This window comes from Microbacterium oxydans (assembly GCF_006540085.1).
In the GTDB taxonomy this organism is placed as follows: domain Bacteria; phylum Actinomycetota; class Actinomycetes; order Actinomycetales; family Microbacteriaceae; genus Microbacterium; species Microbacterium oxydans.
Genome location: NZ_BJOG01000004.1, coordinates 469,115 through 494,609 on the forward strand (window position 1 = coordinate 469,115; position 25,495 = coordinate 494,609).

Sequence of the window (25,495 nt, forward strand, 5' to 3'; positions counted from 1 at the left end):
CATTCGTGTACCGCGATCGCGGTATCCCGTCTCATCCCGCCGGGGGATCCCCGGCGCGACGGTGCGCGGAATACTGGTGTGATGTCGGCAGCTCGTCCTCCACGAATCGCGTCGCTGTTCGGCGACGTGCTCGCCGTGCTCGTCGTGACGCTGTTCGCCGTGTCGCCGTTCCCCGACGACGGCTTCCGCGCGGACGGATGGCTGATGGTGGTCGCGCTCCTGCCGGCGGCCGCGATGCTGCTCCGTCGCCGTTTCCCGCTCTTCACGCTCGGCGTCAGCCTGGCATGCGCCGTGTTCCTGGCGTTCGCCGGAGTGGTGTCACCGAGTGCGCTCATCGCTGTGGCGATCAGTGCATTCGCCACCGTGGATCGGCGCGGGCGTCTCGTGGGGGTCACCGCCGTCGGCGCGGCGACGGTGATCGTGTTCTTCGTCAGTGCGATTCCGCTCGGCGGCGATCTCTGGGACGCCCGCGCGCTGCAGTTCGTGTTCATCGTCGCTCTCGCCGGCGCGCTGGGAGACGCCACCCGGTCTCGCAGGGAATTCGTCATCGCGATGACCGAACGCACGGAACGTGCGGAGCAGGGACGCGAGGAGGAAGCGCGACGTCGGGTCGCCGAGGAGCGGGTGCGCATCGCTCGCGACCTGCATGACGTGGTGGCGCACCAGATCTCGGTCATCAGTCTGAACGCCGGCGTCGCCTCATCCGCGTTGGACCTCCGGCCGGAGCGGGCGCGGGAGGCGCTGAGCACGATCCGTCGTTCCTCGCGCACGGTTCTCGCCGACATCGGGGGACTGATGGCACTTCTTCGGTCCGACGATCCTGAGGACGTCCGTGATCTGCGCCCGCAGCGGGGACTCGCCGACCTCGACGCTCTGGTCGCGCAGTTCCGCGAGGCCGGGCTCCGTGTCGAGCTGCAGGACGCCCCGGATCGACCGCAGCTGTCGCCGGCAAGCGACCACGTCGCGTTCCTCGTGATCCTCGAAGGTCTGACGAACGCCCACAAGCACGGGGCAGGTGACGCGGCGCTCGTCCGGATCCGCACTGAGCAGGACTCGCTCCGACTCACCATCGTCAATCCCGCGGTAGATGAGGCGAGGGCTCCTGCCGCGTCAGGGGGTCACGGGCTACGAGGGCTTCGCGAGCGCGTCGTCGCCGTTCGCGGCGACGTGCAGACCGGCAGGGTCGGCGAGGAGTTCCGACTGGATGTGCGGATTCCGCTGGAAGGAGGTCAGCGATGATCCGTGTGCTCGTGGTCGATGACCAGCCGCTGGTTCGCCAGGCCGTTCGCGACATCCTGATCGACGGCGGCGTCGAGGTGATCGGCGAAGCGGCGAACGGGCGAGACGCCGTCGCGCAGGTGCGCCGGTCCAGCCCCGATGTCGTCGTGATGGACATCAGGATGCCTGAGCTCGATGGGATCGCGGCCACCGCCCAGATCACGGGTTCGTCCCCGTCCTCGGCGACCCGCGTGCTCATCCTGACGACTTTCGAGGAGGACGACTATGTCGTGGCAGCCCTTCGAGCCGGCGCCAGCGGCTTCGTGGGCAAGGGAGCGGAGCCGGAGGAGATCGTCGACGCCGTGCGGGTCGTGCACCGGGGGGACGCGCTCCTCTCCTCGGCGGCGACTCGTTCACTGATCGGGCGTTCGGTGCTGCCGCAGCTCCCGCGTGCTGAAGCATGGCACGATGAGCCGTTGCGACAGCTCACCGACCGCGAGCGTGAGGTGCTGCTCCTCGTGGCGCGGGGCGATTCGAACCAGGACATCGCCGAAGCACTCGTGATCTCACCCCACACCGCGAAGACCCATGTGAATCGCATCATGTCCAAGCTGCAGGCGCGCGATCGGGCCCAACTGGTGATCCGTGCCTACGAGTCGGGAGTCGTGATCCCCGGGGCGTGAACGGCCTCCCGTGAGACGACGGGGCCGGACATGCTCGTGGCGGTCAGGACGACGGGATCATGCGAGTAACCTGGGTATCGACCCAGATGGAGAGAGTTTCTGTGCCTGAAAACGCCCGGCCGAATGACGGCTTCGCCCTGTTCACTGACCGAAACGTCGTCGCGATGCGCGTCAACGGCGAGCTCAAGGACCTCGCCACGACCGTGACCGAGACCGACGAGGTCGAGGCGGTCACGATCGACAGCACGGACGGATTGAACATCCTCCGTCACTCGGCTGCCCACGTGCTGGCGCAGGCGGTGCAGCGCATCAACCCGCAGGCGAACCTCGGGATCGGCCCGCCCATCACCGACGGCTTCTACTACGACTTCGGCGTGGAGACCCCGTTCACGCCGGAGGACATCAAGGCCATCACCAAGGAGATGCAGCGCATCGTCCGCGAGGGCCAGCGGTTCGTCCGCCGTGTGGTGACCGACGAGGAGGCCCGCGCCGAGCTCGCGAACGAGCCGTTCAAGCTCGAGCTCATCGGGCTCAAGGGCCCGGGCAAGGAGGTCGCCGAAGGCGCCTCTGTCGAGGTCGGCGAGGGCGAGCTGACGATCTACGACAACACCACCCGTGACGGCGAGGTCGTCTGGAAGGACCTCTGCCGCGGACCGCACCTGCCCAATACGCGCATGATCGGCAACGGATGGGACCTCACCCGCATCGCTGCCGCGTACTGGCGCGGCAGCGAGAAGAACCCGCAGCTGCAGCGCATCTACGGCACGGCCTGGCCGACGAAGGACGAGCTCCGCGCGTATCAGCACCGTCTCGAGGAAGCAGCCAAGCGCGATCACCGCCGCCTCGGCAAGGAACTCGATCTGTTCTCGTTCCCCGAGGAGATCGGGTCGGGCCTGTCCGTGTGGCACCCGCGCGGCGGCGTGATCCGCGGTGAGATGGAGCAGCACGCGCGCAAGCGCCACATCGAGGGCGGCTACACCTACGTGTACACCCCGCACATCTCGAAGGAAGACCTCTTCCTCACCTCGAACCACCTCGTTACGTACAAGGAGGGCATGTTCCCGCCGATCGTGATGGACGAGGAGCGCGACGATGAGGGCAACATCACCAAGCAGGGCCAGGACTACTACCTGAAGCCCATGAACTGCCCGATGCACATCCTCATCTACAAGGAGCGCGCCCGGAGCTACCGCGACCTCCCGCTGCGCTTCGCGGAGAACGGCACGGTCTACCGCAACGAGCTCTCCGGCGCACTGCACGGTCTCACGCGCGTGCGAGGCTTCACCCAGGACGACTCGCACCTGTTCGTCACGCCCGACCAGCTCGAGGCCGAGGTCGCCAAGGTCCTCGACTTCATCCTCTCGATGCTCCGCGATTTCGGTCTGACCGACTTCGAACTCGAGCTGTCGATGAAGGACGACGAGAAGTCCAAGTGGATCGGCTCGGACGAGTTCTGGGAGTCGTCGACCGACGCGCTGCGCCGTGTCGCGGTGGCCTCAGGGCTCAAGCTCACAGAGGTCCCCGGTGAGGCCGCGTTCTACGGCCCGAAGATCGACCTCAAGACGCGTGATGCGATCGGTCGCACCTGGCAGCTCTCGACTGTGCAGGTCGACCCGAACCTGCCGGAGCGCTTCGACCTCGAGTTCATGGACAAGGACGGGCAGAAGAAGCGCCCGATCATGATCCACCGCGCGCTGTTCGGCTCGATCGAGCGGTTCTTCGCGATCCTGCTCGAGCACTACGCGGGTGACTTCCCGGTGTGGCTGTCTCCCGTGCAGGTCGTGGGCATCCCGGTGGCGGACGACTTCGCCGACTACTTGGGCGACGTGATCGACACACTGCGCTCTCAGGGCGTGCGTGCCGAGCTCGACACGTCCGACGATCGCATGCAGAAGAAGATCCGGACGCACACGACCGGCAAGGTGCCGCTGCTGCTGATCGCGGGGGAGAAGGACCGCGACGCTGGCACCGTCTCTTTCCGCTACCGCGACGGGGCGCAGGAGAACGGTGTACCGATCGCGGACGCCGTAGCGCGCATCCGCACGGCCATCGACTCCCACGCCCTCGTGCAGACAGCAGGGGACCTGGCGTGACCGACGGGGAGCAGCCGCTGGAGGATGCCGGACGCCTCGCCGGGGTGCCGGACGAGTTCCAGCGGTTGTGGACCCCGCACCGGATGGCGTACATCCAGGCGGGACCGGAGCCCCTGCGCGAAGAGTGCCCGTTCTGCGAGGCGCCGAAGTTCCCGGATGCCGAGCGGCTGGTCGTCGCACGCGGCGAGACGGCGTACGTGTTGCTGAACCTCTTCCCGTACAACTCCGGCCATCTGCTGGTCTGCCCCTACCGTCACATCGCCACCTACGACCAGGCGACGCCGGAGGAGGTCGCCGAGATCGGCGCGCTCACCCAGACGGCGATGCGCGTGCTGCGCGAGGTCTCGCGCTGCGACGGCTTCAACCTGGGCATGAATCAGGGCGCCGTGGCGGGGGCCGGCGTCGACGCCCACCTGCACCAGCACGTGGTGCCACGGTGGACGTCGGACGCGAACTTCTTCCCGATCATCGCGAAGACCAAGGCGCTCCCGCAGCTGCTGGGCGAGGTGCGCGAAGCCGTGGCTGACGCCTGGCCTCGCCCGAACGCGTGACTCGCGGTGTGCTGAACCCGATGGCTCTCCGGCATCGCTTCGCCGCAGCAGCGATCGTCCTCGGCGTCGCCTCATCCATGGCCGCCTGTGCACCGCAGCCCGATCCCCAGCGGACGGCGACACCGACGGCGGCACCGACGAGCGTAGAGGACGAGGGGCGCGCCTTCTACCTCGCCCAGGGGTTCGCGGAGAACGAGGGACGCCTCTCTCCGAAGACCCCGGCACAGCAGGCGCTGGTCGACGACGTGATCGAGAGCGGAGTCTGGGCAGGCATACCCGATGAGGACGTCGCCTGGATGAGCCTCGAGCTCACGATCGACGTCTGCCTCGTCGCGATCGAGTCCGAGCACCGGGTCGATGCGGGCAAGGTCGGTGACCACATCGATTCCTCCGAGATCATCGGCTCCTGGTCGAATGCGTTCGAAGAGAGCGACCCCGGTCTGCCTTTCATGCTCGGAGGCCTGGCGATCTCAGGCATGAAGTATCTCTGCCCCGATGACCACCCCGGTTGGCTCGCCGCGTATCGCGAGCTGCCCATCCCCACCTGATGACGGACGCCCGGCTCAGCGCACCTGGCGCGCCGTGAACTGCAGCCGCGGGTTCGCGTAGAACTCCTGGGCCTCGACGAGCTGCAGCTCGCGCTCTCCGGACTCGAGCGTCGCCTTGAGCAGGTCGTACACGCTGGACGCCGTGCGCTCGAGCGCGACCTTGGCGCTGCCGGTCTCGACGTAGTGCGCAGTGAAGAGCGCGGCGGTCACGTCCCCGGAACCATTCGCCTTCATGGGCAGGTGCGGGGTCTGCACGAGCCAGGCACCCTTCTCATCGGCGGCGAGCATCTCGATCGTCCCCTCTTCGCGATCGGGGCGCTCGACACTGGTGACGAGCACGGTGCGCGGACCCATCGCGTGCGCGAGATCGACCGACGCGAGAGTGGACTCCAGCGTGTCAGGCTCGGTGTCGGTGAGGAAGCCGAGCTCGAACTGGTTCGGGGTGATGATGTCGGCGACGGGAACCACGCGCTCACGCAGCAGCACCGGGATCGCGGGGGCGACGAAACATCCCGACTTCGCGTTGCCCATGACCGGGTCGCAGGCGTACACCGCGCTCGGGTTCGACGCCTTCACTCGTGCGACGGCGTCGATGATCACGTCTCCGATGCCCTCTCCGCCCTGGTAGCCGCTGAGAACGGCGTCGATCTGGCCGAAGACACCGCGTTCCTCGATGCCGGTGATGACCTCGCGGACGTCACCCGGGGCGATCAGGGGACCGCGCCAGGCGCCGTAGCCGGTGTGGTTGGAGAAGTTCACGGTGTAGACGGGCAGTACCTCGACACCGATGCGCTGCAGCGGGAACACGGCGGCCGAGTTCCCCACATGCCCGTAGGCCACGGCTGACTGGATGGAGAGGATCTTCATTCTCCGACTCTTTCGTTCAGGGCGGGCCGGTGCCCGCGAGGTGTGGTCATCGCCCGGCGGCGACGAGGTCTGCGACCAGCGACTCTGCTTCATCGTCGGACAGGTCATGCACGGTGAGACGCAGATGATGAGAGGGCTCCGCCTTCTCATCGAGCGCGAAGTCGTCGCCGGTGCGGGCGAGCCATCCGCGGCGCATGAGGCGGTCGGCGATGGTCCGAGCCGGCTGGGAGAACTCGACCCACAGGCTCATGCCGTCGGACACCGTGGCCTCGATACCGCTCGCTCGGAGTCGTTCGGCGAAGGCGGCGTTGCGCTGCGCGTAGTGCTCCGCAGCCGCTGCCACCTCCGACATCGCCGTCTCGTCGGTCAGCTGTGTAAGGGCGAGACGCTGCAGCAGGTGGCTCACCCATGTCGTTCCGGGGCTCAGCCGCATCGCGAGGCGCTCGGCGGTCTCCGCGTCCGTCGCTGCGATCGCGAGGCACATGTCCGGACCAAGGAACTTCGAGACAGAGCGTACGAGGGCGAACCGGCGATGCTCGGGGCCGATGAGCGACTCGTAGGGTCGCTGCGAGAGCATCGAGAAGTGGTCGTCCTCGATGATCAGCACATACGGGTGGTCGGCGAGCACGGCACGGAGTTCGGCGGCCCGGGAAGCGGTGAGGCTCGCGCCGGTCGGATTCTGCGCCCGCGGCGTGCAGATGATGGCACGGACGCCCGCCTCCAGCGCGGTTCGCAGACCGTCGACGGTCATGCCCTCGGCGTCGACGGGGACGGGAACCGCGCGATAGCCGCCCAGCCGCACCGTGTGGATGCTCGCGAGGAAACAGGGATCCTCCAGGGCGACGGCGTCATCGCGCATCAGCGCCTGGGCGAGCAGCCGCTCGACGGCGTCGACCGCTCCACTGGTCACGGTGATACGGAAGTCGACGCCGTCGAGGTCGCGCGAGATCCAGCGCGTCGACCACTCCTCGAGTCCACGATCGATCACGGGCTCGCCGTAGAGCACAGGGCGGGAGGCGATGGTCATCAGGGCCGGTGCAGGATCGGGGATCAGGCGGGGGTCGGGGTTCCCTGTGCCGATGTCGCGGAGGACGGTGTCGGGGGCATAGCCTTCCTGCGCCACTGCCTCCAAGCCGGCGACGATGGTCCCTGCTCGTCCGCGAGACAGCACGAGCCCCGCCTGAGCGAGCTGTCGATACGCGGCGACGGCGGTGTTCCGGTTGACACCGAGCGTGGCGGCGAGCTCCCGCACCGGGGGGAGGACGCTGCCGGGGCGGAGGATTCCGCGGTCGCGCAGGGAGCGCACGCTGTCGGCGATGTCCGCTGCGGTGGTGCCTGTGATCTGGTCGCTCATGGTCCTCCTCAGCGATTCTAGGTCGAATCGGACAGTGCTATGTTTGATCTAGATCAAACCCGACTTCGGTGCATCCGACAGGAGTTCCCATGGCAGACCAGACAACCACCGGATCGCCGCGCGTCAAGCGCGGTCTCGCCGAGATGCTGAAGGGCGGCGTCATCATGGACGTCGTCACGGCTGATCAGGCGAAGATCGCCGAAGACGCCGGAGCCGTCGCCGTCATGGCGCTCGAGCGCGTCCCGGCCGACATCCGCGCGCAGGGTGGTGTCTCCCGCATGAGCGACCCCGACATGATCGACAGCATCATCGATGCGGTGTCCATCCCCGTGATGGCCAAGGCGCGCATCGGTCACTTCGTCGAGGCGCAGGTGCTGCAGGAACTCGGCGTGGACTACATCGACGAGTCGGAGGTCCTCTCGCCTGCCGATTACGTGAACCACATCGACAAGTACGGCTTCACGGTCCCGTTCGTCTGCGGCGCGACCAATCTCGGTGAGGCGCTCCGCCGCATCAACGAGGGCGCAGCCATGATCCGGTCCAAGGGTGAGGCGGGAACCGGCGACGTCTCCGAGGCGATGAAGCACATCCGCAAGATCCGCGGCGAGATCGCGGCTCTCACGTCCCTGCCCAAGGACGAGCTGTTCGTGGCGGCCAAGGAACTGCAGGCACCGTACGAGCTGGTCGCCGAGATCGCCGAGACCGGCAAGCTTCCCGTCGTGCTGTTCGTGGCCGGTGGTGTCGCGACGCCTGCGGACGCAGCCATGATGATGCAGCTCGGCGCCGACGGCGTGTTCGTCGGATCGGGGATCTTCAAGTCGGGCAACCCTGCGGAGCGGGCGAAGGCGATCGTCAAGGCGACGACCTTCTTCGATGACCCGAAGGTCATCGCCGAGGTCTCGCGTGGATTGGGTGAGGCCATGGTGGGCATCAACGTCAGCGACCTTCCCGCGCCGCACCGTCTCGCCGAGCGTGGCTGGTAACACCAGGGTCGGTGTGCTCGCGCTGCAGGGCGACGTGCGCGAGCACGCCGCCCTGCTCTCGAGTCTCGGTGCCGACGTGGCGTTGGTGCGACGCCCCGACGACCTCGCATCGGTCGACGGGCTCGTCATCCCGGGCGGCGAGTCTAGCGTGATCGACAAGCTGTCGCGCGTCTTCGGGATGCAGCAGCCCATCCGCGAGGCCATCGCGGCAGGCATGCCGGTCCTCGGCACGTGCGCGGGACTGATCATGCTCGCCGACGAGATCGTCGACGCCATCGAGGGACAGGAGTCGTTCGGAGGGCTGGATGTGGTCGTGCGCCGGAACGCCTTCGGCCGTCAGGTCGAATCCTTCGAAGCGCGACTCGACGTTCCCGCACTCGGCGCGGATCCGGTGTCCGCCGCGTTCATCCGCGGACCGGTTGTCGAGTCGGTCGGTCCGAGGGCCGACGTGCTGGCATCCCTGCCCGATGGACGCGTGGTCGCCGTGGAGCAGGGCGACCTGCTCGGTCTGAGCTTCCACCCGGAGATCACGGGAGAGACGAGGTTCCACGAGCGCTTTCTCGCTCGCGCAGACGCACGTCGCCGCGCTGCGGCGCGGTAGGTCGTCGGCTCAGATCAGGCCCGAGAGCCACCGCAGAGCCGGCATCGCCTGCGCGCGCTGGAACTCCCGCAGGCCGGGGAGCTGCGGGATATCGGGTTGCGCCTGCTGGAACCAGAGGAACGATGCGAAGGCGGAGATCACGGCGAGCAGCTCAGCTTGAGGTGGTGCGCCGTGCTCTTCGAACACAGCCCACGCCTCCTCGCAGGCGGGGCCTCCGGATGCCTCGATGCTGGGGAGCAGACAGGGGAGGTCGATCCACGCGGCGCCCCTGCGCGCGTGCGGCCAGTCCAGCAGGTGTGCCCGTCCTGCGCTGATCAGGATGTTGTCTGCGCGCACATCGTCGTGCACGATGACGTCGCCGTGTACCGCGCAGCGGAAGCTCTCCTCGAGGCGCAGCAACGCCGGCATCCGCGCGGGGAGGCCATGGGGGAGCGCCTCGCGCATCCCCCGATCCGCAGCGATCTCCGTCCACCTGGTGAAACCGGGGATCATGACAGCCTCTGCTCGAGGCATATCCGAAGGCGCAGGGGTGGTCGACAGCACGCGCAGGGCCTTGGCTACGGCGTGCAGGTCCGCCGTCGTCCACGGCTGGCCCGGGTGGCGGCCGTCGATCGCCTCGATCACGAGCGCCGTACCCGTCGGGTCGTCGATGGCTCCGAGGAGTCGTGGGGCGATGGCGGTCGGCAGATGCGAGAGCGTGCGCATCTCCTCGCGGAGGAAGTGCAGCGAGTCCGCGTGCCAATCCGCACCGCAGGCCTTGACGAATGCGCGCCCCGTCGTGGTCGTGACGACGCCCGCGTAGGAGGCGCTGAAGCCGCCATGGGCTGGCGCCTCCTGCACGAGATCACCCCCGATCGCGGAGATGATCCGAGATCGAAGTGGCATCGGGAGCGTATGCCAGTCGGGCCGGAGCCGATCTGCTCCCGTCGTCATCGTGCTGTCTTCTCGACGCCGGGTCCGTCGCGTTCGACTCCGCGCCGATGGGAGAGCATCCACTCATAGAGTTCGGGGTTCTCGTACGTCTCGGTCCATGAGTCGTGACCGACGCCCGCGTACCGGGTGAAACGCACGTCAGCGTCGAGGGCCTGCAGCTCGTCGACGATCTGCTCTGTCGCGGCGATCGGCACGACGTCGTCCGCGTCGCCGTGGAACGCCCAGGAGGGGATCGCGCGGATCGGAGCGGCGCTCTGCATCCACAGGCCACCGCAGATCGGTGCGATGGCCGCGAATCGATCGGGGTAGCGCACCGCGAGCGACCAGGTGCCGAAACCGCCCATGCTGAGTCCTGTCACCGAAACGCGCTCCTCGTCGACCCTGTGTGTGGAGCTCACCTCATCGATCAGTGCGGCCAGCGTCGAGAGCTCGGCGACCCATTGACTCGCCGCGGCGCACTGGGGTGTGACGAGGATGAAGGGGAACTCCTGCCCGTCGTCCGCCAGTCTGGGCGGACCGTGGACGGCGGCGAGATCGAGGTCGGAACCCCGTTCGCCTGCACCGTGCAGGAAGAGCACGAGCGGCCAGAGCCGGTGCGGATCATCGTCGTAGCCATCAGGGAGGTGGAGCAGGTACCGCAGGGTGTCGGCGGGCGCCGGTGCGCCGTCAGGAACCCCTGCCGAGCGGAGGGCGGGAGAGATGTGTCGTGATCTGCGCATGCTCCCATCCTGCGCCACCCGAGGCGTTCGTTAGAATGGACGATGCGCTGAGCGCGAGCTCATGCGGATACGACGAGCGGAGACTTATGTCCGGGCATTCCAAGTGGGCGACCACGAAGCACAAGAAGGCCATCATCGACTCCAGGCGCGCGAAGTCCTGGGCCAAGCTCATCAAGAACATCGAGGTCGCCGCCAAGCTCGGCGGACCGGACCTGGCGGGCAACCCCACCCTCTTCGACGCGGTGCAGAAGGCCAAGAAGACCTCGGTCCCCAAGGACAACATCGACCGCGCGGTGAAGCGCGGTGCCGGTATCGGCGGCGAGGCCGTCGAGTACCTCTCGATCATGTACGAGGGATACGGCCCCAACGGCGTCGCGCTCATGATCGAGTGTCTGACCGACAACAAGAACCGGGCGGCCGCTGAGGTTCGCACGGCTCTCAGCCGCAACGGCGGCACGCTCGCAGACCCCGGCAGCGTGGCCTACAACTTCAGCCGCAAGGGCGTCATCGTCGTCGGCTCCGAGGGCACCACCGAGGATGACGTGATGATGGCGGCGCTCGAGGCCGGCGCGGAGGAGATCGAACCGCACGCCGAGGGCTTCGAGGTGATCACGGAGGCGACCGACCTGGTGGCTGTGCGCAGCGCGCTCCAGGAGGCCGGCATCGACTACGAGTCCGCCGACGTCGAGTTCGTCCCGAACCTCAAGGTCGAGATCGACGCCGACACCGCGCGCAAGATCTTCCGCCTGATCGATGCCCTGGAAGACAGTGAAGACGTGCAGAACGTGTTCACAAACTTCGATCTGAGTCCCGAGGTCCAGGCGGAGCTGGAGAACGACGACGCCTAGGCGCGCCGGGCGACCGGTGTCGGATCGGCGGCCTAGCCTGGGGGAGTGACCTCCTCTCTGCGCGTGCTCGGCATCGACCCCGGTCTCACCCGCTGCGGTGTGGGGGTCGTGGATGTCGACGGATCGCGCCGCGGAAAGCTCGTGCACGTCGGGGTGATCCGTTCCTCGCCGGAAGCGGAGATCGGGGAGCGTCTCTCGATCGTGGCCGCCGGGATCCGCGCCGTGATCGCCGAGCATCGACCTGATGCCGTCGCCGTCGAGCGGGTCTTCGCGCAGCAGAACACGCACTCGGTGATGGGCACCGCACAGGCCAGTGGCGTCGCGTTGCTGATCGCCTCCGAGTCGGGGCTCCCCGCCGCCACGCACACACCCAGTGAGGTCAAGGCCGCCGTCACCGGATATGGTGCTGCCGACAAACGGCAGGTGCAGACGATGATCGCCCGCATCCTGCGCCTCGACGCACTGCCGCAACCGGCCGATGCCGCCGACGCACTGGCCATCGCCCTCTGCCACGCCTGGCGACGCGGGGGAGCAGCGGCGACCGCCCCCGGGGCTCTGACTCCCGCTCAGCGTGCCTGGGCCGAGGCCGAGAAGCGTGTCGGTCGAACATACCTACGAGCGACGCCGTAGGCTGAGGGGATGATCTCCTCTCTGCACGGCGTCGTCCTGCATGCGGCATCCGATCAGGTCGTCATCGATGTGGGCGGGGTCGGATTCGCGGTCGCGGTGCCCGCCGATGTCGCCCACACCGCGACGGTGGGAGAGAAGCTGCTGCTGCACACCAGCCTCATCGTCCGTGAGGACTCGCTGTCGCTGTTCGGCTTCGCCGACCGCGGTGAGCTCGAGATCTTCGGATTGCTGATCAGCGTGACCGGCGTCGGTCCGAAGTCGGCACTCGGCGTGCTCTCGCACCTCACGAGCGATCAGATCGCCGAGGCCGTCACCGCGGAGGATGACGCCCCCTTCCGACGCGTTTCCGGCATCGGCCCCAAGACGGCGAAGCTCATCGTGCTGCAGCTCGCCGGCAAGGTGCAGGCGTTCGCGGCTCCGGCGAAGCCCGCCGCGGGCGGCGGCGCCGATGTCGTCACGCAGGTGGCCGCGGCACTCGTGGGGCTCGGCTGGTCGGAGAAGGTCGCCGCAGACGCTGCCGCCCAGACGGCAGCGGATGCCACAGAGGCGGAGAGCGCGTCCGTCGCCTCTCTGCTTCGTCGTACGCTCGCCCTGCTCGGCCCGGCGCAGGGAGGCCAGGCGCGTGTCTGATCCCCTCGACGCCAGCGAGCCCTCCGACGAGACCGAACTCGCCATCGAAGGCGCCCTGCGGCCGACGAGCCTCGGAGAGTTCGTGGGCCAGCAGAAGGTGCGCGGTCAGCTGCAGCTGCTCCTCGAGGCCGCCCGCATCCAGAGTCGTCCCGCCGATCACATCCTCTTGGCGGGACCTCCCGGCCTGGGGAAGACGACGCTCGCGATGATCGTCGCACACGAGAGCGAACGTCCGCTCCGGCTGTCCAGCGGCCCGGCGATCCAGCACGCCGGTGATCTCGCGGCCCTGCTCTCGAGCCTGGTCCCCGGTGAAGTGCTCTTCATCGACGAGATCCACCGCATGGCGCGCTCCGCCGAGGAGATGCTCTATCTCGCGATGGAGGACTACCGCATCGACATCATGGTGGGAAAGGGCGCGGGAGCGACGAGCATCCCGCTCGAGCTCTCGCCGTTCACCCTGGTCGGCGCGACGACTCGCTCCGGGCTGCTGCCCAACCCGCTCCGCGACCGCTTCGGGTTCACCGGTCACCTCGAGTTCTACGAGGTGGGCGAGCTGGAGCAGGTGATCGCACGATCCGCGGCCGTGCTCGGCGTCGACCTCCCGACCGACTCGCTCGCCGAGATCGCCCGACGGTCCCGCGGCACCCCGCGCATCGCGAACCGCCTCCTTCGCCGGGTGCGCGATTATGCGCTGGTGCACACGGGGGGAGTTGCGACCATCCGCGAGGTCCGTGCGGCCCTGGATCTGTACGACGTCGATTCGATCGGTCTCGATCGCCTGGACCGTGCCGTGCTCGAAGCGCTCGTCCGACGGTTCCGCGGTGGCCCGGTCGGCCTCAGCACGCTCGCTGTCGCCGTCGGTGAGGAAGCCGAGACCGTGGAGAGCGTGGTCGAGCCGTACCTCGTGCGCATCGGGTTCCTCGGGCGCACGCCCCGCGGCCGTGTGGCGATGCCGGAGGCGTACGCGCACCTGGGTGTCGCGCATCCGGACGGGATGCTTAAGTTGGATGACCTATAATCACTGAAGACTTCCCGGATACCTTCGCGCGCCCAAAGGCTGGAGCGTGCACCTGAGAAAGGCGCTTCCCCCATGCCCATGGAATTCCTGCTCTTCGGCCTCCTCGCCGTTCTCCTCGTCTTCATGATCTTCAACACGCGCAAGCGCACGAAGCAGATGAAGGCCGAGCAGGAGGAGAAGGCCACCAAGACCGTCCCGGGCGCCAAGGTGCTCCTGCAGGGCGGCATCTACGGGACGATCGTCGCGTACGACCCCGACGACCTCGACACCCCCGCGCTCGTCGAGATCGCTCCCGGCACCATCATCGACGTGCACAGCCAGGCCATCCTGCGCGTGGTCGAGCCCAAGGATGTCGTCGTCGACGCACCGTCGGACGACATCGTCGAGGAGCGTGTCGTCGAGGAGCGTGTCGTCGAGGAGCCGGTCGCCCCGGCTGTCGAGACCCCCGAGGAGACCCGCGCTCGCCTCGAGCGCGACGCCGACGACAAGTAACGCCGAGGCCGACGCGGCCCCTCGGATCTCCGTCCTTCCAGAAAGCTGAACACACGTGGCTTCATCCTCTCCCGTCCGTCACGCCTGGCGGGTCCTTCTCGGCCTGCTCCTCGTGACGGGCGTGCTCTTCGGCATCAACGCACTGGGCGTGTACGTCTTTAAGGACAGCAACGGGGAGGCCGCGAGCTCGTGGACACCTGAGCTCGCCCTCGATCTGCAGGGCGGCACACAGATCGTGCTGAGTGCGGAGACCGAGGACGGAGCGGCTCCGTCGTCCGAGCAGCTCGACCAGGCCGCGGCGATCATCCGGCAGCGTGTCGATGCGTCCGGCGTCGCCGAGGCCGACATCACGACCGAGGGCGGACAGAACATCGTCGTCCAGATCCCCGGTGAGGCCGACGCGCAGACGCGGGAGCGGATCCAGTCCAGTGCTCAGCTGGAGTTCCGTCCCGTGCTCTACACGACGGCGGCGACCAACGAGTTCGTGGGCGAGGACGGCAACTCGACGCCGTACCCCAGCCCGGATCCGGGTCTGAACTCGACGCCGACGGCCGAGCCGACCGACGCGAGCGACCTCTCCTGGGTCACCGACAAGCTGGCCGCGGAGTTCCAGGCATACGACTGCGCGAACCCGGAGAACGACGCCTCCAAGGCGCCGAAGGACCAGCCGCTCATCGCCTGCTCGGCGGACGGGAGCGCCAAGTACATCCTTGGACCGGCAGAGCTCGACGGCACGGCCATCACCGACGCCTCGGCCGGTCGCGACCCGAAGTCGGGTGCCTGGCTGGTGCAGCTCACGATGAACGGCGACGGGGCCGATGCGTTCGGCAAGGTCAGCACCCGCCTGAACCAGAACCGCATCGACGGGCTCACGCCGCGGGATCAGTTCGCCTTCGTGCTGGACGGCAACGTGATCAGCGCTCCGCGGATGAACGGGCAGATCCTCGATGGTCGCCCCAGCATCTCCGGAAGCTTCACGCAGGAGTCCGCGACCACTCTCGCCGATCAGCTCAAGTTCGGTGCCCTTCCGCTGAGCTTCACGGTGCAGAGCTCCGACACGATCTCGGCGACGCTGGGTACGCAGCAGCTGCAGATCGGTCTCATCGCGGGCCTCATCGGGCTCGCGCTGGTGGCGATCTACTCGCTGATCGTCTATCGAGCGCTCGGGTCGGTGATCATCGCGTCGATCGCGGTGATGGCGGTGCTCACCTACATCATCATCTGCATCCTGGCGTGGCGAATCGGGTTCCGCCTCTCGCTCGCCGGTGTCGCCGGTCTCATCGTGTCCATCGGCTTCACCGCCGACTCGTTCATCGTGTACTTCGAACGAATACGAGACGAGCTCCGTGACGGGAAGTCGATCACCGCGGCGGTCGAGGACGGCTGGGGTCGTGCGAAGCGCACGATCTACATCTCCAAGTCGATCAACATCCTCGCGGCGGTCGTCCTCTACATCCTGGCCGATGCCACGGTGAAGGGCTTCGCCTTCACGCTCGGACTCACGACGCTCATCGACGTGTTCATCTTCGTGATCTTCACGCACCCGGTGATGCAACTTCTCGCGCGCACCCGCTTCTTCGGCGGCGGCCACAAGCTGTCCGGACTCGATCCCGAAGCTCTCGGGGCCGTGTACCGCAGCCGCTCGCAGTACCGAGAGGTCACCACGGCGTCGGTCGGGCGGGGCGCGAAGAACGCGCGGTCCCGCGGCGAGGCCGACCGCAGACAGACGATCGCCGAACGCAAGCGCGCCGAGGCCCTCACGGGCGAGAGATCCACCAAAGCCGGAAGTGAGGGAGACGCCTGATGCCTTCCATGAATGAGTTCGGCAACAACCTCTACTCCGGGAAGACCTCCTTCCCGTTCGTCGGCAAGCGCCGTCTGTGGTTCATCATCGCGATCATCCTGGTCGTCGGCTCGGCGTTGGTGCCGCTCATCCGTCCTATCCAGTTCTCGATCGAGTTCACGGGTGGATCGCAGTTCACCGTGCAGGCGCCGGACAGCCTCGATCAGGAGACGGCGACCACAGCCGTGCAATCGGTCGTCCCCGGCGCTGCGACCAAGGTCGTCGTCGTCAGCGGCAAGGACGTCCGCGTCCAGACCGACCAGATGAGCGCTGCCGAGACCCAGCAGGTCGGCGAGGCACTGGCGAAGGCATACGGCGTCGATCCGTCCGACGTCACTTCCTCCTTCATCGGACCCGCGTGGGGTGAGAACGTCACCAAGCAGTCGCTGTGGGGTCTCGCGATCTTCCTCGCCCTGACCTTCCTGATCCTGGCGATCTACTTCCGCACCTGGAAGATGTCGGCTGCGGCCATCATCGGTCTCCTCGACGTGCTCGTGATCACGGTGGGCATCTACGCGCTGGCCGGCTTCGAGATCTCGCCGGCGGCCGTGATCGGCTTCCTCACGATCCTCGCGTACTCGCTGTACGACACCACGGTCGTGTTCGACAAGATCCGCGAGAACACGACCGAAGACGGGGAGAAGTCCGCCCGCTTGTTCGGCGAGTCGGTCAACCTCGCGGTGAACCAGACGCTCGTGCGCTCCATCAACACGTCCGTCGTCGCTGCTCTGCCGGTCGGCGCGGTGCTCTTCATCGGCGCGTTCTGGCTGGGCGCGGAGTCGCTCACCGACATCTCGCTCTCGATCTTCGTCGGCATTCTCGTGGCCACCTACTCGACGCTCTTCGTGGCTGCTCCGCTCTACTCGCTGTTCCGCGAGAACGAGCCGCAGCTGAAGGCACGGGATGCCCGCATCCGAGAGGCTCGCAGCAGGGCGGCCGTCGAGGTCTGATCGGTTCCTCAGCGGGGCCGGTGCCGCACAGCACGCGTAGGATTGATCGATCAGGAGGTGAGTAGATGGCGGAACCGCAGACGTCATCGCAGGGCTCGAGTCTGCGACGGCTGGTTCCCCGCATCTTCTCCCGCGCGTCGAGGATCAATGACCTCGACAATCTGATCCGCACAGTCCGGGCGAACCACCCCAAGGGCGACTTCTCGGTGATCGAGAGGGCCTACGCGGTCGCCAAGGAGAAGCACGAGGGGCAGAAGCGCCAGAGCGGTGAGCCGTACATCACCCACCCGCTCGCGGTCGCCCAGATCCTCGCCGAACTCGGTCTCGGGCCGCGGGCGATCGCCGCAGCGCTGCTGCACGACACCGTCGAGGACACCGGGTACGCGCTGACCGATCTCACCGCCGAGTTCGGCGACGAGGTCGCGATGCTCGTCGACGGCGTCACCAAGCTCGACAAGGTGAAGTACGGCGAGAGCGCGCAGGCCGAGACTGTCCGCAAGATGATCGTCGCGATGTCCAAGGACATCCGAGTGCTGCTGATCAAGCTCGCCGACCGCCTCCACAACGCGCGCACCTGGGGTTTCGTTCCGCCGGAGAAGGCGGCGAAGAAGGCCAAGGAGACCCTGGAGATCTACGCTCCGTTGGCGAATCGCCTCGGAATCCAGGCGATCAAGTCGGAGCTTGAGGATCTCTCCTTCGCGGTGCTGCACCCGAAGATCTACAACGAGATCCACAGCCTCATCGCGCAGCGCACCCCGCAGCGCGAGAAGTACCTGAACCAGGTCGTCGAGGAGATCGACGAAGACCTGCGGGATCTCCGCATCCGTGGCAAGGTCGTCGGGCGCCCCAAGCAGCTCTACTCGGTGTACCAGAAGATGGTCATCCGCGGCCGTGAGTTCGACGACATCTACGACCTGATCGGCATCCGGGTGCTGGTGTCCTCCGTGCGCGACTGCTACGCGGTGCTCGGCGCCATCCACGCACGTTGGACTCCGCTGCCGGGTCGTTTCAAGGACTACATCGCCACTCCCAAGTTCAACCTCTACCAGTCACTGCACACCACGGTGATCGGCCCCGCCGGCCGCACGGTCGAGATCCAGATCCGCACCCATGAGATGCACCAGCAGGCCGAGTACGGCGTCGCTGCGCACTGGATGTACAAGGAGCGGATGAACGGCGGCGGCAAGACCGAGGTCCGCGCGTCCGACACCGACATGGCCTGGCTCGCGCACATCTCCGATTGGCAGGCCGAGACCGCCGACCCTGGAGAGTTCCTGGAATCCCTCCGGTTCGAGATCGGCGCGAAGGAGGTCTACGTCTTCACGCCGAAGGGCCGGGTGATCGGGCTGCCCTCCGGCGCGACCCCGGTGGACTTCGCCTACGCCGTGCACACCGAGATCGGCCACCGCACGATGGGCGCCAAGGTCAACGGTCGCCTGGTGCCTCTGGAGTCCGAGCTTAAGAGCGGTGACGTCGTCGAGGTGTTCACCTCGAAGAACCCCGACGCGGGACCCAGCCAGGACTGGCTCGGGTTCGTTGCGAGCACGCGCGCCCGCAACAAGATCCGCGGGTGGTTCACGAAGGAGCGCCGCGAGGAGGCGATCGAGCAGGGCAAGGAGGCCATCGCGAGGGCGATGCGTCGACAGAACCTGCCGCTGCAGCGACTCATGAGCCATGACTCCTTCACGGAAGTGGCACGGGGCATGCACTACGAGGACGTCTCCGCGCTCTATGCGGCGGTCGGCGAGGGGCACGTCTCGACCCAATCCGTGCTGGAGAAGGTCACCGCACTCGTCGCGGCGAACGACCCCGCGACGGGGGCCATCGACCTTCCCGGCAGCGTGCAGACGCGTGAGCCGCGGTCGGGTGACTCCGGCGTGCTGGTGCGCGGCGCCAACGACATCCTCGTCAAGCTCGCGAAATGCTGCACCCCGGTTCCGGGCGACCAGATCGTCGGGTTCGTGACCCGTGGCAGCGGCGTCTCGGTCCACCGTGCGGACTGCGTGAACGTGAAGGCGCTGGGTGCTGAACAGGACCGATTCGTCGAGGTCTCCTGGGCTCCTACCACCAAGAGCGTCTTCAGGGTGCAGATCCAGGTCGAGGCGCTCGACCGTTCGGGGCTTCTCTCCGATGTCACCCGCGTGTTGAGCGAGCACCATGTCAACATCCTGTCGGCGACGGTCACCACGACGGACGAGCGACTCGCTCTGAGCCGATTCGTCTTCGAGATGGGTGATGCCGTGCACCTCGATCGCGTGCTCAACGCGGTACGCAGGATCGACGCCGTGTACGACGTCTATCGCGTCACCTCTTCCTGACCGCGAGCCTGTCCAGCACGGCCCGTCCCGCGCGGCTTCCAGGAACGCGCGACATGCGGCGCAGCATGGCGGACGCCTCCTCCGGCACGTCGGGCGACACGAGCGCGAGTCTGTCCATCCAGGTCAGCACGCGCGGATCGCGGTGCACGGTCGTGGCGAGATCGAGCATGGTCCGCACCGGCGTTGTGACGAGGATTCCGCCGATCGACTCCAGTTCGGAAGAGGCGACGACGGTGTCGTGGAAGACGAGTCGTGAGTTCGTCGTCGCACGGATCCGTCGTTCGACGCACCGTCGCACATGATGCACGCCCGGTGGACCATCGCCGGCGCCATGGATCCACGCAGCCGTCGGCCCTGACGCCGCGGTTCCTGCGCGCACCAGCGATGCGACAGCGCTCGCCCTGACATCCGATCCCTCGATCAGGTCCGCCGGGACATAGGCGTCCCCGACCTCGACCACATGCCCGTCGATCCGTGCCGCGCTGAGCTCCGCCTCACTCAGCCGAACGCCGGGCAGGTACAGAAGGGCGGGGTGCATCACGTCAGTCTGACGCAGTGCACCCCGCCTCGTCCGTCGTCGTGCGGGACCTGTGGAGAACGGGTCAGCTTCCGAGTGCGCTCAGCCAGGCTCGGCGTGCTTCCAGAGCATCCGCTGCGGCCTTGGCAGCCTTCGTGTCGCCGGCCTTCTCCGCCGCGGCGACCTCGGCCTCGAGCTTCTCGATGGCTTCCAGCAGTTGAGAGCTCATGTCGTTCGCGCGCGCCTTGGTCTCGGGGTTGTTCTTCTTCCAGTCCACATCTTCCCGGGCCTTGAGACCCTGTTCGATGGCGCGGAGCTTGTCGTCGAGCGCCCGCTCCTTGTCCCGGGGGAAGATGCGTCCGATCTCGTCCCACTGCCGCTGGATGCGGGTCAGGAGCGCGCGAGCTCGCTTGATGTTGGGCTCGTCTGCGACACCCTTCGCCTCTTCGAGGAGTGCTTCGCGTGCCTCTATCTTCGGAGCGGAATCCGCTTCTTCAGCGGCAGCCTGCTCGGCACGGGCGGCATAGAGGGCGTCGCCCGCGGCCTTGAAGCGCGCCCACAGCGCGTCATCGGCCTTTCGTCCGGCGCGGCCGGACGCCTTCCACTCGTCGAGGAGGTTGCGGTAGGCGGGGATGCCGTCGGTACCGCGGGGGGCGAGGGCTTCCGCACGCTCCACGAGACGGGTCTTCGCGTCGCGGGCGACCTTGTGAGCGTCGTCGAGCTCGGAGTAGAAGGCGCGGCGCTGCTTGTCCACGACGGCCCGCGCGTCCCGGAAACGCTTCCAGAGCTGCTGGGAGATTCCCTTCGACAGGCGCGGCCCGTTCTGCTGCTGCGCCTGCCAGGCGTCGAACAGCTCTCCGAGCTCAGCCGTGACCTGCTTCCACTGCACCTTGCTGAGGTCACGTGCGGCGATCGCCTCGGCGCGCTCGACGAGTTCGGTTCGCTCGGCGATCGCCTTGTCGACGAGTTCCTTGGCCTGCTTCGCCTCCTGTTCCGTCGCCTCCGAGAGAGACGAGGTCAGAGCGTTGAGTCGATCGCGAAGACCGGCAAGGTCACCGACCGCGGCGGCATCGGTGGCTTCGTCGATCAGGTGCTTCGCCTGCTTGGCGAGGTCGCTCGCGGATGCGCCGCCGGCCTGATGGCGCTGTTCGAGTGCATGCACCTTGAAGGCGATGTCGTCGAACTTGCGGACGAAGTAGGCGAGGGCCTCATCGGGCGTACCGTCCGGGTACTGTCCGACGACGCGCCACGCGTCGCCTTCCTTGACCTCGACGGTTCCGTCCTCGGTGACGCGCCCCCATTCCGCCGACGTCGACGATGCGGCGGGCACCGGTGCGGCAGGCGTGACGGCGGCCGGCGTCGGTGCCTTGCGGGGCATCGGCACGGAGGGGGGTCCGGGGATGGGGGGAGTCGGCTTCGTGGGCTCGTTGGCAGACACGTGATTCTCCTTGCGCGGTCGGGCCGCGGGAGGCGGAAAGGACGAGGCTCAGCCTAGTACGCCGAAGCGCCGCGGGTGAGGCCAGGGCGTCACGCGGGATCGTTACCGTTCTGTGATGAGATCTTTCGACGGAGGACACACAGCTCGTCATCTCCGGGAAACACGACCCTCTTAGGGTCGCCAGGACGACAGTCATCCGGTCGACAGGAGCAGTATGAAGGACACCACATCCCCACCGGGCGAGATCGTCGTCGTCGGAGCGGGGATGGCGGCGCATCGATTCGTCGAGCGGCTGCTCCGCGACCCGGGAACGGCCGCGCGGGTCACCGTCATCGGAGACGAGGGGTACGGTCCGTACGACAGGTCCGAGGTGGCGGGGCTCCTCTCCGGCGACGATCCCGCAGAGCTCCAACTGGACCGCTCCGTCTTCCGTGACGACCGCGTCCGGCTGGTGCGTGATGACCGCGTGCTGCGCATCGATCGCACGGCCCGCACCGTGCGAACGCGCTCCCGGCGCACATACTCCTACGACACGCTGGTGCTCGCCACCGGTTCGTTCGCTTCGCAGGTTGCCGTATCGGGAGCTCGGCTTCCCGGGTGCTTCGTGCTGCACTCGATCGAGGACGCGGAAGCGATCCGGACCTTCGTCGAGGCGCGATCCGGCGTCCTGGGGCGCCCGCTGCGCGGCGTCGTGATCGGGGGAGGCCGACGCGGGCTAGAAGCGGCGGTCGCTCTGGACGCGGCGGGGGTCGCAACCACGATCGTGCAGTATGCGGATCGCCTGCTGCCCGACCGGTTGGATGAGGTGGGTGCCGGCGTGCTGCAGTCCGCTCTCGCAGATCGAGGCATCGCGGTGCGCACGCGTACGAGGACGACGCGGCTCGACGCGGACGACTCGGGTGCGGTCACCGCTCTCGAGTTCCAGGACGGGACCTTCCAACGGGCGGATGTCGTGCTGTTCACTGTCGGCGTGCGTCCGCGTGACGAACTCGCCCGCAACGCGGGGCTCGGTGTGCACGCGCAGGGCGGGGTCATCATCGACGATCGGTGCGTCACTTCGGATCCACACATCCTCGCGATCGGCGAAGCGGCCCGCTTCGACGACCGTGCCGTCGATTCCGCCGCGGGCGCGCACTCCACGGCGGAGGTCGCAGCGGAGCGGGCGTGCGGGGGAGCGACGCGGTTCACGGGGCACGAAGCCTGTCTCCACCGCACCATCGCCGGGGTCGACATCGTGAGCTTCGGCGAGCCGTGGGCGGCTTCTCCGGGTGCGGTCGACGTCGTCACGCTCTCCCGTCGCGGCGGTGCCTACCGCAAGCTGGTCCTCAGCGACGATGCGCAGACTCTCCTCGGGGGCATCCTCATGGGCGATACGAGCGGGCATGTCGCCTTTCGGCGGGCTGTCGGCGAACGGTTACGGGGCGAGGTCGCCGAGGAACTGGGGCGTACGGCTCCGGACGAGGGTGGGACGATCCCGGCTTGCGTCCACATCGGGATGTCGTCGCGCGAACTCCGGGAAGTGATCCGCACAGAAGGATTGACCACATTCACCGAGTTCGGGGTGCGTCTTGGAAGGGAGCCCGACTGTGCGCGCTGCAGTCTGGCTGTGGCTCGTGCGCTCTTGGAGCTGGCTGACGAGCGGTTGCCGCAGAAAGGGGAAGACGCCTCCAGCGAGCGGGCACGTCGTGTGGTCGGGTCGGCGTCTGCAGGCAGTCGCGTGAGCCTCTCCGCAGCGGGGGGAGGGGAGTTCGGCCCGCAGCAGCTCGTCGACATCGGCTGCATCGCGCTGGACCTCGGCCTGTCGCTGCAGGTCGTCGACTCGCGGATCGAGCTGCGGGGAGTCCGTCGGGGACAGCGTTCGGCGTTGCGGGAACGGCTGGCCGCGGTCGGGATCCTGTGCGAAGAGTCCCCGCTGCGCACGGGCTCGGGCGATGCCCAGGAGCAGTCGCTCCCCAGCGGTGAGTCTGTGTCACCGCATCCGAGGCCGTCAAGCGATGCTGCACGGAACGCTGTCAGAGCGATGGACGCAGGCTGGGCCGATCGAGGTCACTCGATGGGTCGGCACCGCGCCTCGCCGCTGCGCGCGGAGAACCCCGCATGACGACCGGGCGTTCGGGGGCACGCCCGGTGCTCGCAGGATGCAGGATCATCGTGTCGGACGAGGCGCGATCCGCCGGAGGTCCCTCCGCCGGGAGGGGCGGGTCGAACGATGACGGCTGGCGTCGCGTCCTGGAAAGAGCGGGGGCGGAACTGCTGCGTGTCGTCACGCCTCGAGTGACGACACCGGCTCCGGTCGCCCTGTGTCGCGCCGTCCACCGCGCAGGTGCCGGCGGCGCTGACGCTGTGCTGTTCACGGCGTCGACGGCGGCGTGGGTCGACGCGGCGGAGAGTTCCGGCGCCCTCGACGCCAACCGGCGGCGGACGGAGGCGGAAAGGCTGCTCCTCATCGCCGTCGAGGAACGGGAGGCCACCCGACTGCGGGCGATCGGGCTGCGTGCTCGACACGTCGAGCCGTCGACGCAGGCCGGGCTGGCGGAGAGCGTCCTCGCGCACTATCGGAGCGGGGCAGGATCCGCTCTCACGGTGGCTGGACGCCTCGAGGTTCGCAGCGGAGGCGTCATTCTCGACGACGGCTTCGTCCCCCTGTCGGGTGGAGCGGTGGCACTGATCGAAGCGCTGTTCCTCGCCCGCGGCCGCGTGCTCTCGCGCACAGAGCTCGGTCAGGTGCTTCCCGGCGGCCATCGCAGCGATCGAGCGGTCGAAGTCGCCGTCGGGCGATTGCGCGACTCCCTGGGGCGTGGCGATCTCATCCAGACGGTCGTCAAGCGGGGCTATCGCCTGGCGGTGGACGAGCCCCGATGAGGGCGCTCGTCAGGAGAGCGTGTGCAGGCTACTCGGTGGGCGCCGGTTCCTCGCTGGGAACGGGCTCCTCGGTGGGAGCCGGTGTCTCGCTGGGGGCCGGTGTCCCGGTCGGAGCGACCGTGGGTGTGGGCGTGGGTTCGGGGGCAGTGACCTGCGCGTGCACGACCTGGCTCGCGATCGCCGCCGACACGATCACGACGCCGACGATGATTCCGATCGCGTTGTCTCGGGTGCGGCGCCGGATCAGTCCTTCATGCACGGCGTTGCGGGCCGCATGGATGCGGGCGCGTTCCGCTTGCGTGCGCTGCTGTGCATTCTTGGACCCGCGTGCTGCCATCTGTCCTGTTTCCCCTCACTGTGTCGCTGTGCGACCTCGCCTCAGAGCCTAGCGTCGTCGGCCCGTCGCACCGATGCGCTGCGTTCGGCCGTTCGGCACGGTTCAACGGCGAACGCTCGTCATTCCGTGATGGACCGACTACTTTTAGGCTATTGATCGCCTCAGTACGAAAAGGAGCACGCTCATGCGGTGGACCCGAAACCTGGTCGCGGCCCTCGTCGTCAGCGCGACTGCCGTGCTCGGCGTCGTGCCGCCGGTGAGCGCGGCGGAGATCCCACCACCGAACGCGGATGTCGCACGGATCCTCGCGGACACGAACGCCGCGCGGGCCGCCAACGGACTGGCGCCGTTGGTGCTGGACGGGGATGTGACGACGGTCGCGCAGAACTGGTCGGCGACCCAGTCCCGCGAAGGCCGGATGTACCACAACCCGCAGTACTCGAGCCAGATTCCCGGGGGTTGGAGCAGGGCAGCCGAGAACGTCGCATCCGGCTATTCGTCGGCGACCGTCGTCGCCGCATGGATGAACTCGCCGGGGCACCGTGCGAACATCCTCGGCGACTACACGACGATCGGCATCGGTCTCGTCAACGGCTACGCCACGCAGGTGTTCGCCAAGTATCCGGTATCGACGCCCACTCCGACGGTCTCGCGGCAGGATGCCTCCGTGCGCAGCCACGTCGCTCAGCGGGGATGGATCGCCGGAGGCGGCACCACGGGGCAGGGGCTGGGTCTCGAAGCCGTCGCGGTGCGGCAGCAGACCGGCAAGGTCATCTGCCTTCAGGCCCATGTGCAGAACATCGGGTGGATGACACCCGTCTGCACGCAGGGTGCCGGTACCGAGGTGACGGCGGGGACGACCGGTCGAGGGCTTCGAATGGAGGCTCTCCGGGTGTGGAGTCCGGGCAACACGGTGTCCGGACGAGGACACGTGTCGAGCATCGGGTGGCAACCGCGCGTGGTCTCCTCGGCGCCGGGCAACCAGATCTCCCTCGGCACGACCGGGCAGGCGAGGCAGCTCGAGTTCGTCGACCTCTTCCAGTGACGGCGACTTCCTGAGAC

Annotated in this window: 25 protein-coding genes; 18 read left to right on the forward strand and 7 right to left on the reverse strand. The window is 67.8% G+C overall.

Annotated features, from left to right (window positions below; genetic code table 11):
* Window positions 1-81 precede the first annotated feature (81 nt).
* The 5 genes from MOX01_RS10240 to MOX01_RS10260 all read left to right on the forward strand — a co-directional run bounded on the left by MOX01_RS10240 (window position 82) and on the right by MOX01_RS10260 (window position 5,093).
* Window positions 82-1,239, forward strand: a complete 1,158-nt coding sequence (locus tag MOX01_RS10240; protein ID WP_058633084.1) for a histidine kinase — start codon at window positions 82-84, stop codon at window positions 1,237-1,239.
* Window positions 1,236-1,901, forward strand: coding sequence for a response regulator transcription factor (locus MOX01_RS10245; RefSeq protein WP_141369521.1), 666 nt, complete (start codon window positions 1,236-1,238; stop codon window positions 1,899-1,901). Before MOX01_RS10240 ends, MOX01_RS10245 begins: the two co-directional genes overlap by 4 nt.
* Window positions 1,902-1,987: 86 nt before the next feature.
* The gene (gene thrS, locus MOX01_RS10250; protein WP_141369523.1) at window positions 1,988-3,994 is read left to right on the forward strand and encodes a threonine--tRNA ligase; all 2,007 of its coding nucleotides are present in this window, start codon (window positions 1,988-1,990) and stop codon (window positions 3,992-3,994) included.
* Window positions 3,991-4,545: an HIT family protein gene (locus tag MOX01_RS10255; RefSeq protein ID WP_046747170.1), complete on the forward strand. Its 555-nt coding sequence runs from the start codon at window positions 3,991-3,993 to the stop codon at window positions 4,543-4,545. Before thrS ends, MOX01_RS10255 begins: the two co-directional genes overlap by 4 nt.
* A gap of 20 nt (window positions 4,546-4,565) precedes the next feature.
* A complete protein-coding gene (locus MOX01_RS10260) occupies window positions 4,566-5,093 on the forward strand; it encodes a hypothetical protein (RefSeq protein WP_141369525.1) in 528 nt (175 codons plus the stop codon).
* 15 nt (window positions 5,094-5,108) lie between these two features.
* Here MOX01_RS10260 and pdxY read toward each other — a convergent pair whose 3' ends face one another.
* Window positions 5,109-5,960, reverse strand: a complete 852-nt coding sequence (pdxY, locus tag MOX01_RS10265) for a pyridoxal kinase PdxY (protein WP_141369527.1) — start codon at window positions 5,958-5,960, stop codon at window positions 5,109-5,111.
* A gap of 46 nt (window positions 5,961-6,006) precedes the next feature.
* Window positions 6,007-7,314, reverse strand: coding sequence for an aminotransferase class I/II-fold pyridoxal phosphate-dependent enzyme (locus MOX01_RS10270; protein ID WP_058633079.1), 1,308 nt, complete (start codon window positions 7,312-7,314; stop codon window positions 6,007-6,009).
* Between the two features lie 89 nt (window positions 7,315-7,403).
* Between MOX01_RS10270 and pdxS the strand changes: the two genes are divergently transcribed.
* Entirely contained in the window at window positions 7,404-8,297 is an 894-nt protein-coding gene (gene pdxS, locus MOX01_RS10275) for a pyridoxal 5'-phosphate synthase lyase subunit PdxS (RefSeq protein ID WP_046747166.1), read from the forward strand.
* Complete coding sequence (pdxT, locus tag MOX01_RS10280) at window positions 8,287-8,898, forward strand: pyridoxal 5'-phosphate synthase glutaminase subunit PdxT (RefSeq protein ID WP_046747165.1); 612 nt, start codon at window positions 8,287-8,289, stop codon at window positions 8,896-8,898. The genes pdxS and pdxT overlap by 11 nt, the downstream gene beginning before the upstream one ends.
* A 9-nt stretch (window positions 8,899-8,907) precedes the next feature.
* Here the strand turns inward: pdxT and MOX01_RS10285 are convergent, their stop codons facing one another.
* On the reverse strand, window positions 8,908-9,783 hold the full coding sequence (locus MOX01_RS10285) for an aminoglycoside phosphotransferase family protein (RefSeq protein WP_230977892.1): 876 nt from the start codon (window positions 9,781-9,783) through the stop codon (window positions 8,908-8,910).
* 44 nt (window positions 9,784-9,827) lie between these two features.
* Window positions 9,828-10,550: a carboxylesterase family protein gene (locus MOX01_RS10290; RefSeq protein WP_082682737.1), complete on the reverse strand. Its 723-nt coding sequence runs from the start codon at window positions 10,548-10,550 to the stop codon at window positions 9,828-9,830.
* Between the two features lie 86 nt (window positions 10,551-10,636).
* Here MOX01_RS10290 and MOX01_RS10295 point away from each other — a divergent pair, with 86 nt between their 5' ends.
* From MOX01_RS10295 to MOX01_RS10330, 8 genes are all read left to right on the forward strand, one after another.
* On the forward strand, window positions 10,637-11,398 hold the full coding sequence (locus MOX01_RS10295) for a YebC/PmpR family DNA-binding transcriptional regulator (RefSeq protein WP_046747163.1): 762 nt from the start codon (window positions 10,637-10,639) through the stop codon (window positions 11,396-11,398).
* Window positions 11,399-11,443: 45 nt separating this feature from the next.
* Window positions 11,444-12,028: a crossover junction endodeoxyribonuclease RuvC gene (ruvC, locus tag MOX01_RS10300; RefSeq protein WP_141369531.1), complete on the forward strand. Its 585-nt coding sequence runs from the start codon at window positions 11,444-11,446 to the stop codon at window positions 12,026-12,028.
* Window positions 12,029-12,037: 9 nt separating this feature from the next.
* Window positions 12,038-12,658, forward strand: coding sequence for a Holliday junction branch migration protein RuvA (gene ruvA, locus MOX01_RS10305; protein WP_046747161.1), 621 nt, complete (start codon window positions 12,038-12,040; stop codon window positions 12,656-12,658).
* Window positions 12,651-13,676 (forward strand): Holliday junction branch migration DNA helicase RuvB, encoded by a 1,026-nt coding sequence (gene ruvB, locus MOX01_RS10310; protein WP_141369533.1) that lies wholly within the window; start codon window positions 12,651-12,653, stop codon window positions 13,674-13,676. Before ruvA ends, ruvB begins: the two co-directional genes overlap by 8 nt.
* Window positions 13,677-13,748: 72 nt before the next feature.
* The gene (locus tag MOX01_RS10315) at window positions 13,749-14,168 is read left to right on the forward strand and encodes a preprotein translocase subunit YajC (protein WP_371861855.1); all 420 of its coding nucleotides are present in this window, start codon (window positions 13,749-13,751) and stop codon (window positions 14,166-14,168) included.
* Window positions 14,169-14,223: 55 nt separating this feature from the next.
* Window positions 14,224-15,972 (forward strand): protein translocase subunit SecD, encoded by a 1,749-nt coding sequence (gene secD, locus MOX01_RS10320; RefSeq protein ID WP_046747158.1) that lies wholly within the window; start codon window positions 14,224-14,226, stop codon window positions 15,970-15,972.
* Entirely contained in the window at window positions 15,972-16,961 is a 990-nt protein-coding gene (gene secF, locus MOX01_RS10325) for a protein translocase subunit SecF (RefSeq protein ID WP_046747157.1), read from the forward strand. The genes secD and secF overlap by 1 nt, the downstream gene beginning before the upstream one ends.
* Before the next feature lie 65 nt (window positions 16,962-17,026).
* Window positions 17,027-19,279 carry a RelA/SpoT family protein gene (locus MOX01_RS10330; protein ID WP_046747156.1) on the forward strand — a complete coding sequence of 751 codons (2,253 nt, stop codon included), beginning with the start codon at window positions 17,027-17,029 and terminating at the stop codon, window positions 19,277-19,279.
* Here the strand turns inward: MOX01_RS10330 and MOX01_RS10335 are convergent.
* Together MOX01_RS10335 and MOX01_RS10340 are read right to left on the reverse strand one after the other, a co-directional pair.
* The gene (locus tag MOX01_RS10335; RefSeq protein WP_058633073.1) at window positions 19,266-19,817 is read right to left on the reverse strand and encodes a type IV toxin-antitoxin system AbiEi family antitoxin; all 552 of its coding nucleotides are present in this window, start codon (window positions 19,815-19,817) and stop codon (window positions 19,266-19,268) included. The genes MOX01_RS10330 and MOX01_RS10335 overlap by 14 nt on opposite strands.
* Before the next feature lie 64 nt (window positions 19,818-19,881).
* Window positions 19,882-21,234, reverse strand: a complete 1,353-nt coding sequence (locus MOX01_RS10340) for a DUF349 domain-containing protein (protein WP_174799772.1) — start codon at window positions 21,232-21,234, stop codon at window positions 19,882-19,884.
* 214 nt (window positions 21,235-21,448) lie between these two features.
* On the opposite strand from MOX01_RS10340, the gene MOX01_RS10345 reads away from it, so the two are divergent.
* Together MOX01_RS10345 and MOX01_RS10350 are read left to right on the forward strand one after the other, a co-directional pair.
* Window positions 21,449-23,335 carry an NAD(P)/FAD-dependent oxidoreductase gene (locus MOX01_RS10345; RefSeq protein WP_141369535.1) on the forward strand — a complete coding sequence of 629 codons (1,887 nt, stop codon included), beginning with the start codon at window positions 21,449-21,451 and terminating at the stop codon, window positions 23,333-23,335.
* A complete protein-coding gene (locus tag MOX01_RS10350) occupies window positions 23,332-24,096 on the forward strand; it encodes a winged helix-turn-helix domain-containing protein (RefSeq protein WP_141369537.1) in 765 nt (254 codons plus the stop codon). Before MOX01_RS10345 ends, MOX01_RS10350 begins: the two co-directional genes overlap by 4 nt.
* Before the next feature lie 28 nt (window positions 24,097-24,124).
* Here MOX01_RS10350 and MOX01_RS10355 read toward each other — a convergent pair whose 3' ends face one another.
* On the reverse strand, window positions 24,125-24,433 hold the full coding sequence (locus tag MOX01_RS10355; RefSeq protein ID WP_046747155.1) for a hypothetical protein: 309 nt from the start codon (window positions 24,431-24,433) through the stop codon (window positions 24,125-24,127).
* Between the two features lie 184 nt (window positions 24,434-24,617).
* On the opposite strand from MOX01_RS10355, the gene MOX01_RS19310 reads away from it, so the two are divergent.
* Window positions 24,618-25,478: a CAP domain-containing protein gene (locus MOX01_RS19310; RefSeq protein WP_052748644.1), complete on the forward strand. Its 861-nt coding sequence runs from the start codon at window positions 24,618-24,620 to the stop codon at window positions 25,476-25,478.
* Window positions 25,479-25,495 lie beyond the last annotated feature (17 nt).

Coding starts and splice junctions, on each gene's coding strand:
- MOX01_RS10240 (WP_058633084.1), top strand. CDS start 82: ATGTCGGCAGCTCGTCCTCCACGAATCGCGTCGCTGTTCGGCGACGTG.
- MOX01_RS10245 (WP_141369521.1), top strand. CDS start 1,236: ATGATCCGTGTGCTCGTGGTCGATGACCAGCCGCTGGTTCGCCAGGCC.
- thrS (WP_141369523.1), top strand. CDS start 1,988: ATGGAGAGAGTTTCTGTGCCTGAAAACGCCCGGCCGAATGACGGCTTC.
- MOX01_RS10260 (WP_141369525.1), top strand. CDS start 4,566: ATGGCTCTCCGGCATCGCTTCGCCGCAGCAGCGATCGTCCTCGGCGTC.
- pdxY (WP_141369527.1), bottom strand. CDS start 5,960: ATGAAGATCCTCTCCATCCAGTCAGCCGTGGCCTACGGGCATGTGGGG.
- MOX01_RS10270 (WP_058633079.1), bottom strand. CDS start 7,314: ATGAGCGACCAGATCACAGGCACCACCGCAGCGGACATCGCCGACAGC.
- pdxS (WP_046747166.1), top strand. CDS start 7,404: ATGGCAGACCAGACAACCACCGGATCGCCGCGCGTCAAGCGCGGTCTC.
- MOX01_RS10285 (WP_230977892.1), bottom strand. CDS start 9,783: ATGCCACTTCGATCTCGGATCATCTCCGCGATCGGGGGTGATCTCGTG.
- MOX01_RS10290 (WP_082682737.1), bottom strand. CDS start 10,550: ATGCGCAGATCACGACACATCTCTCCCGCCCTCCGCTCGGCAGGGGTT.
- MOX01_RS10295 (WP_046747163.1), top strand. CDS start 10,637: ATGTCCGGGCATTCCAAGTGGGCGACCACGAAGCACAAGAAGGCCATC.
- ruvA (WP_046747161.1), top strand. CDS start 12,038: ATGATCTCCTCTCTGCACGGCGTCGTCCTGCATGCGGCATCCGATCAG.
- MOX01_RS10315 (WP_371861855.1), top strand. CDS start 13,749: ATGCCCATGGAATTCCTGCTCTTCGGCCTCCTCGCCGTTCTCCTCGTC.
- secF (WP_046747157.1), top strand. CDS start 15,972: ATGCCTTCCATGAATGAGTTCGGCAACAACCTCTACTCCGGGAAGACC.
- MOX01_RS10330 (WP_046747156.1), top strand. CDS start 17,027: ATGGCGGAACCGCAGACGTCATCGCAGGGCTCGAGTCTGCGACGGCTG.
- MOX01_RS10335 (WP_058633073.1), bottom strand. CDS start 19,817: ATGCACCCCGCCCTTCTGTACCTGCCCGGCGTTCGGCTGAGTGAGGCG.
- MOX01_RS10345 (WP_141369535.1), top strand. CDS start 21,449: ATGAAGGACACCACATCCCCACCGGGCGAGATCGTCGTCGTCGGAGCG.
- MOX01_RS10350 (WP_141369537.1), top strand. CDS start 23,332: ATGACGACCGGGCGTTCGGGGGCACGCCCGGTGCTCGCAGGATGCAGG.
- MOX01_RS10355 (WP_046747155.1), bottom strand. CDS start 24,433: ATGGCAGCACGCGGGTCCAAGAATGCACAGCAGCGCACGCAAGCGGAA.
- MOX01_RS19310 (WP_052748644.1), top strand. CDS start 24,618: ATGCGGTGGACCCGAAACCTGGTCGCGGCCCTCGTCGTCAGCGCGACT.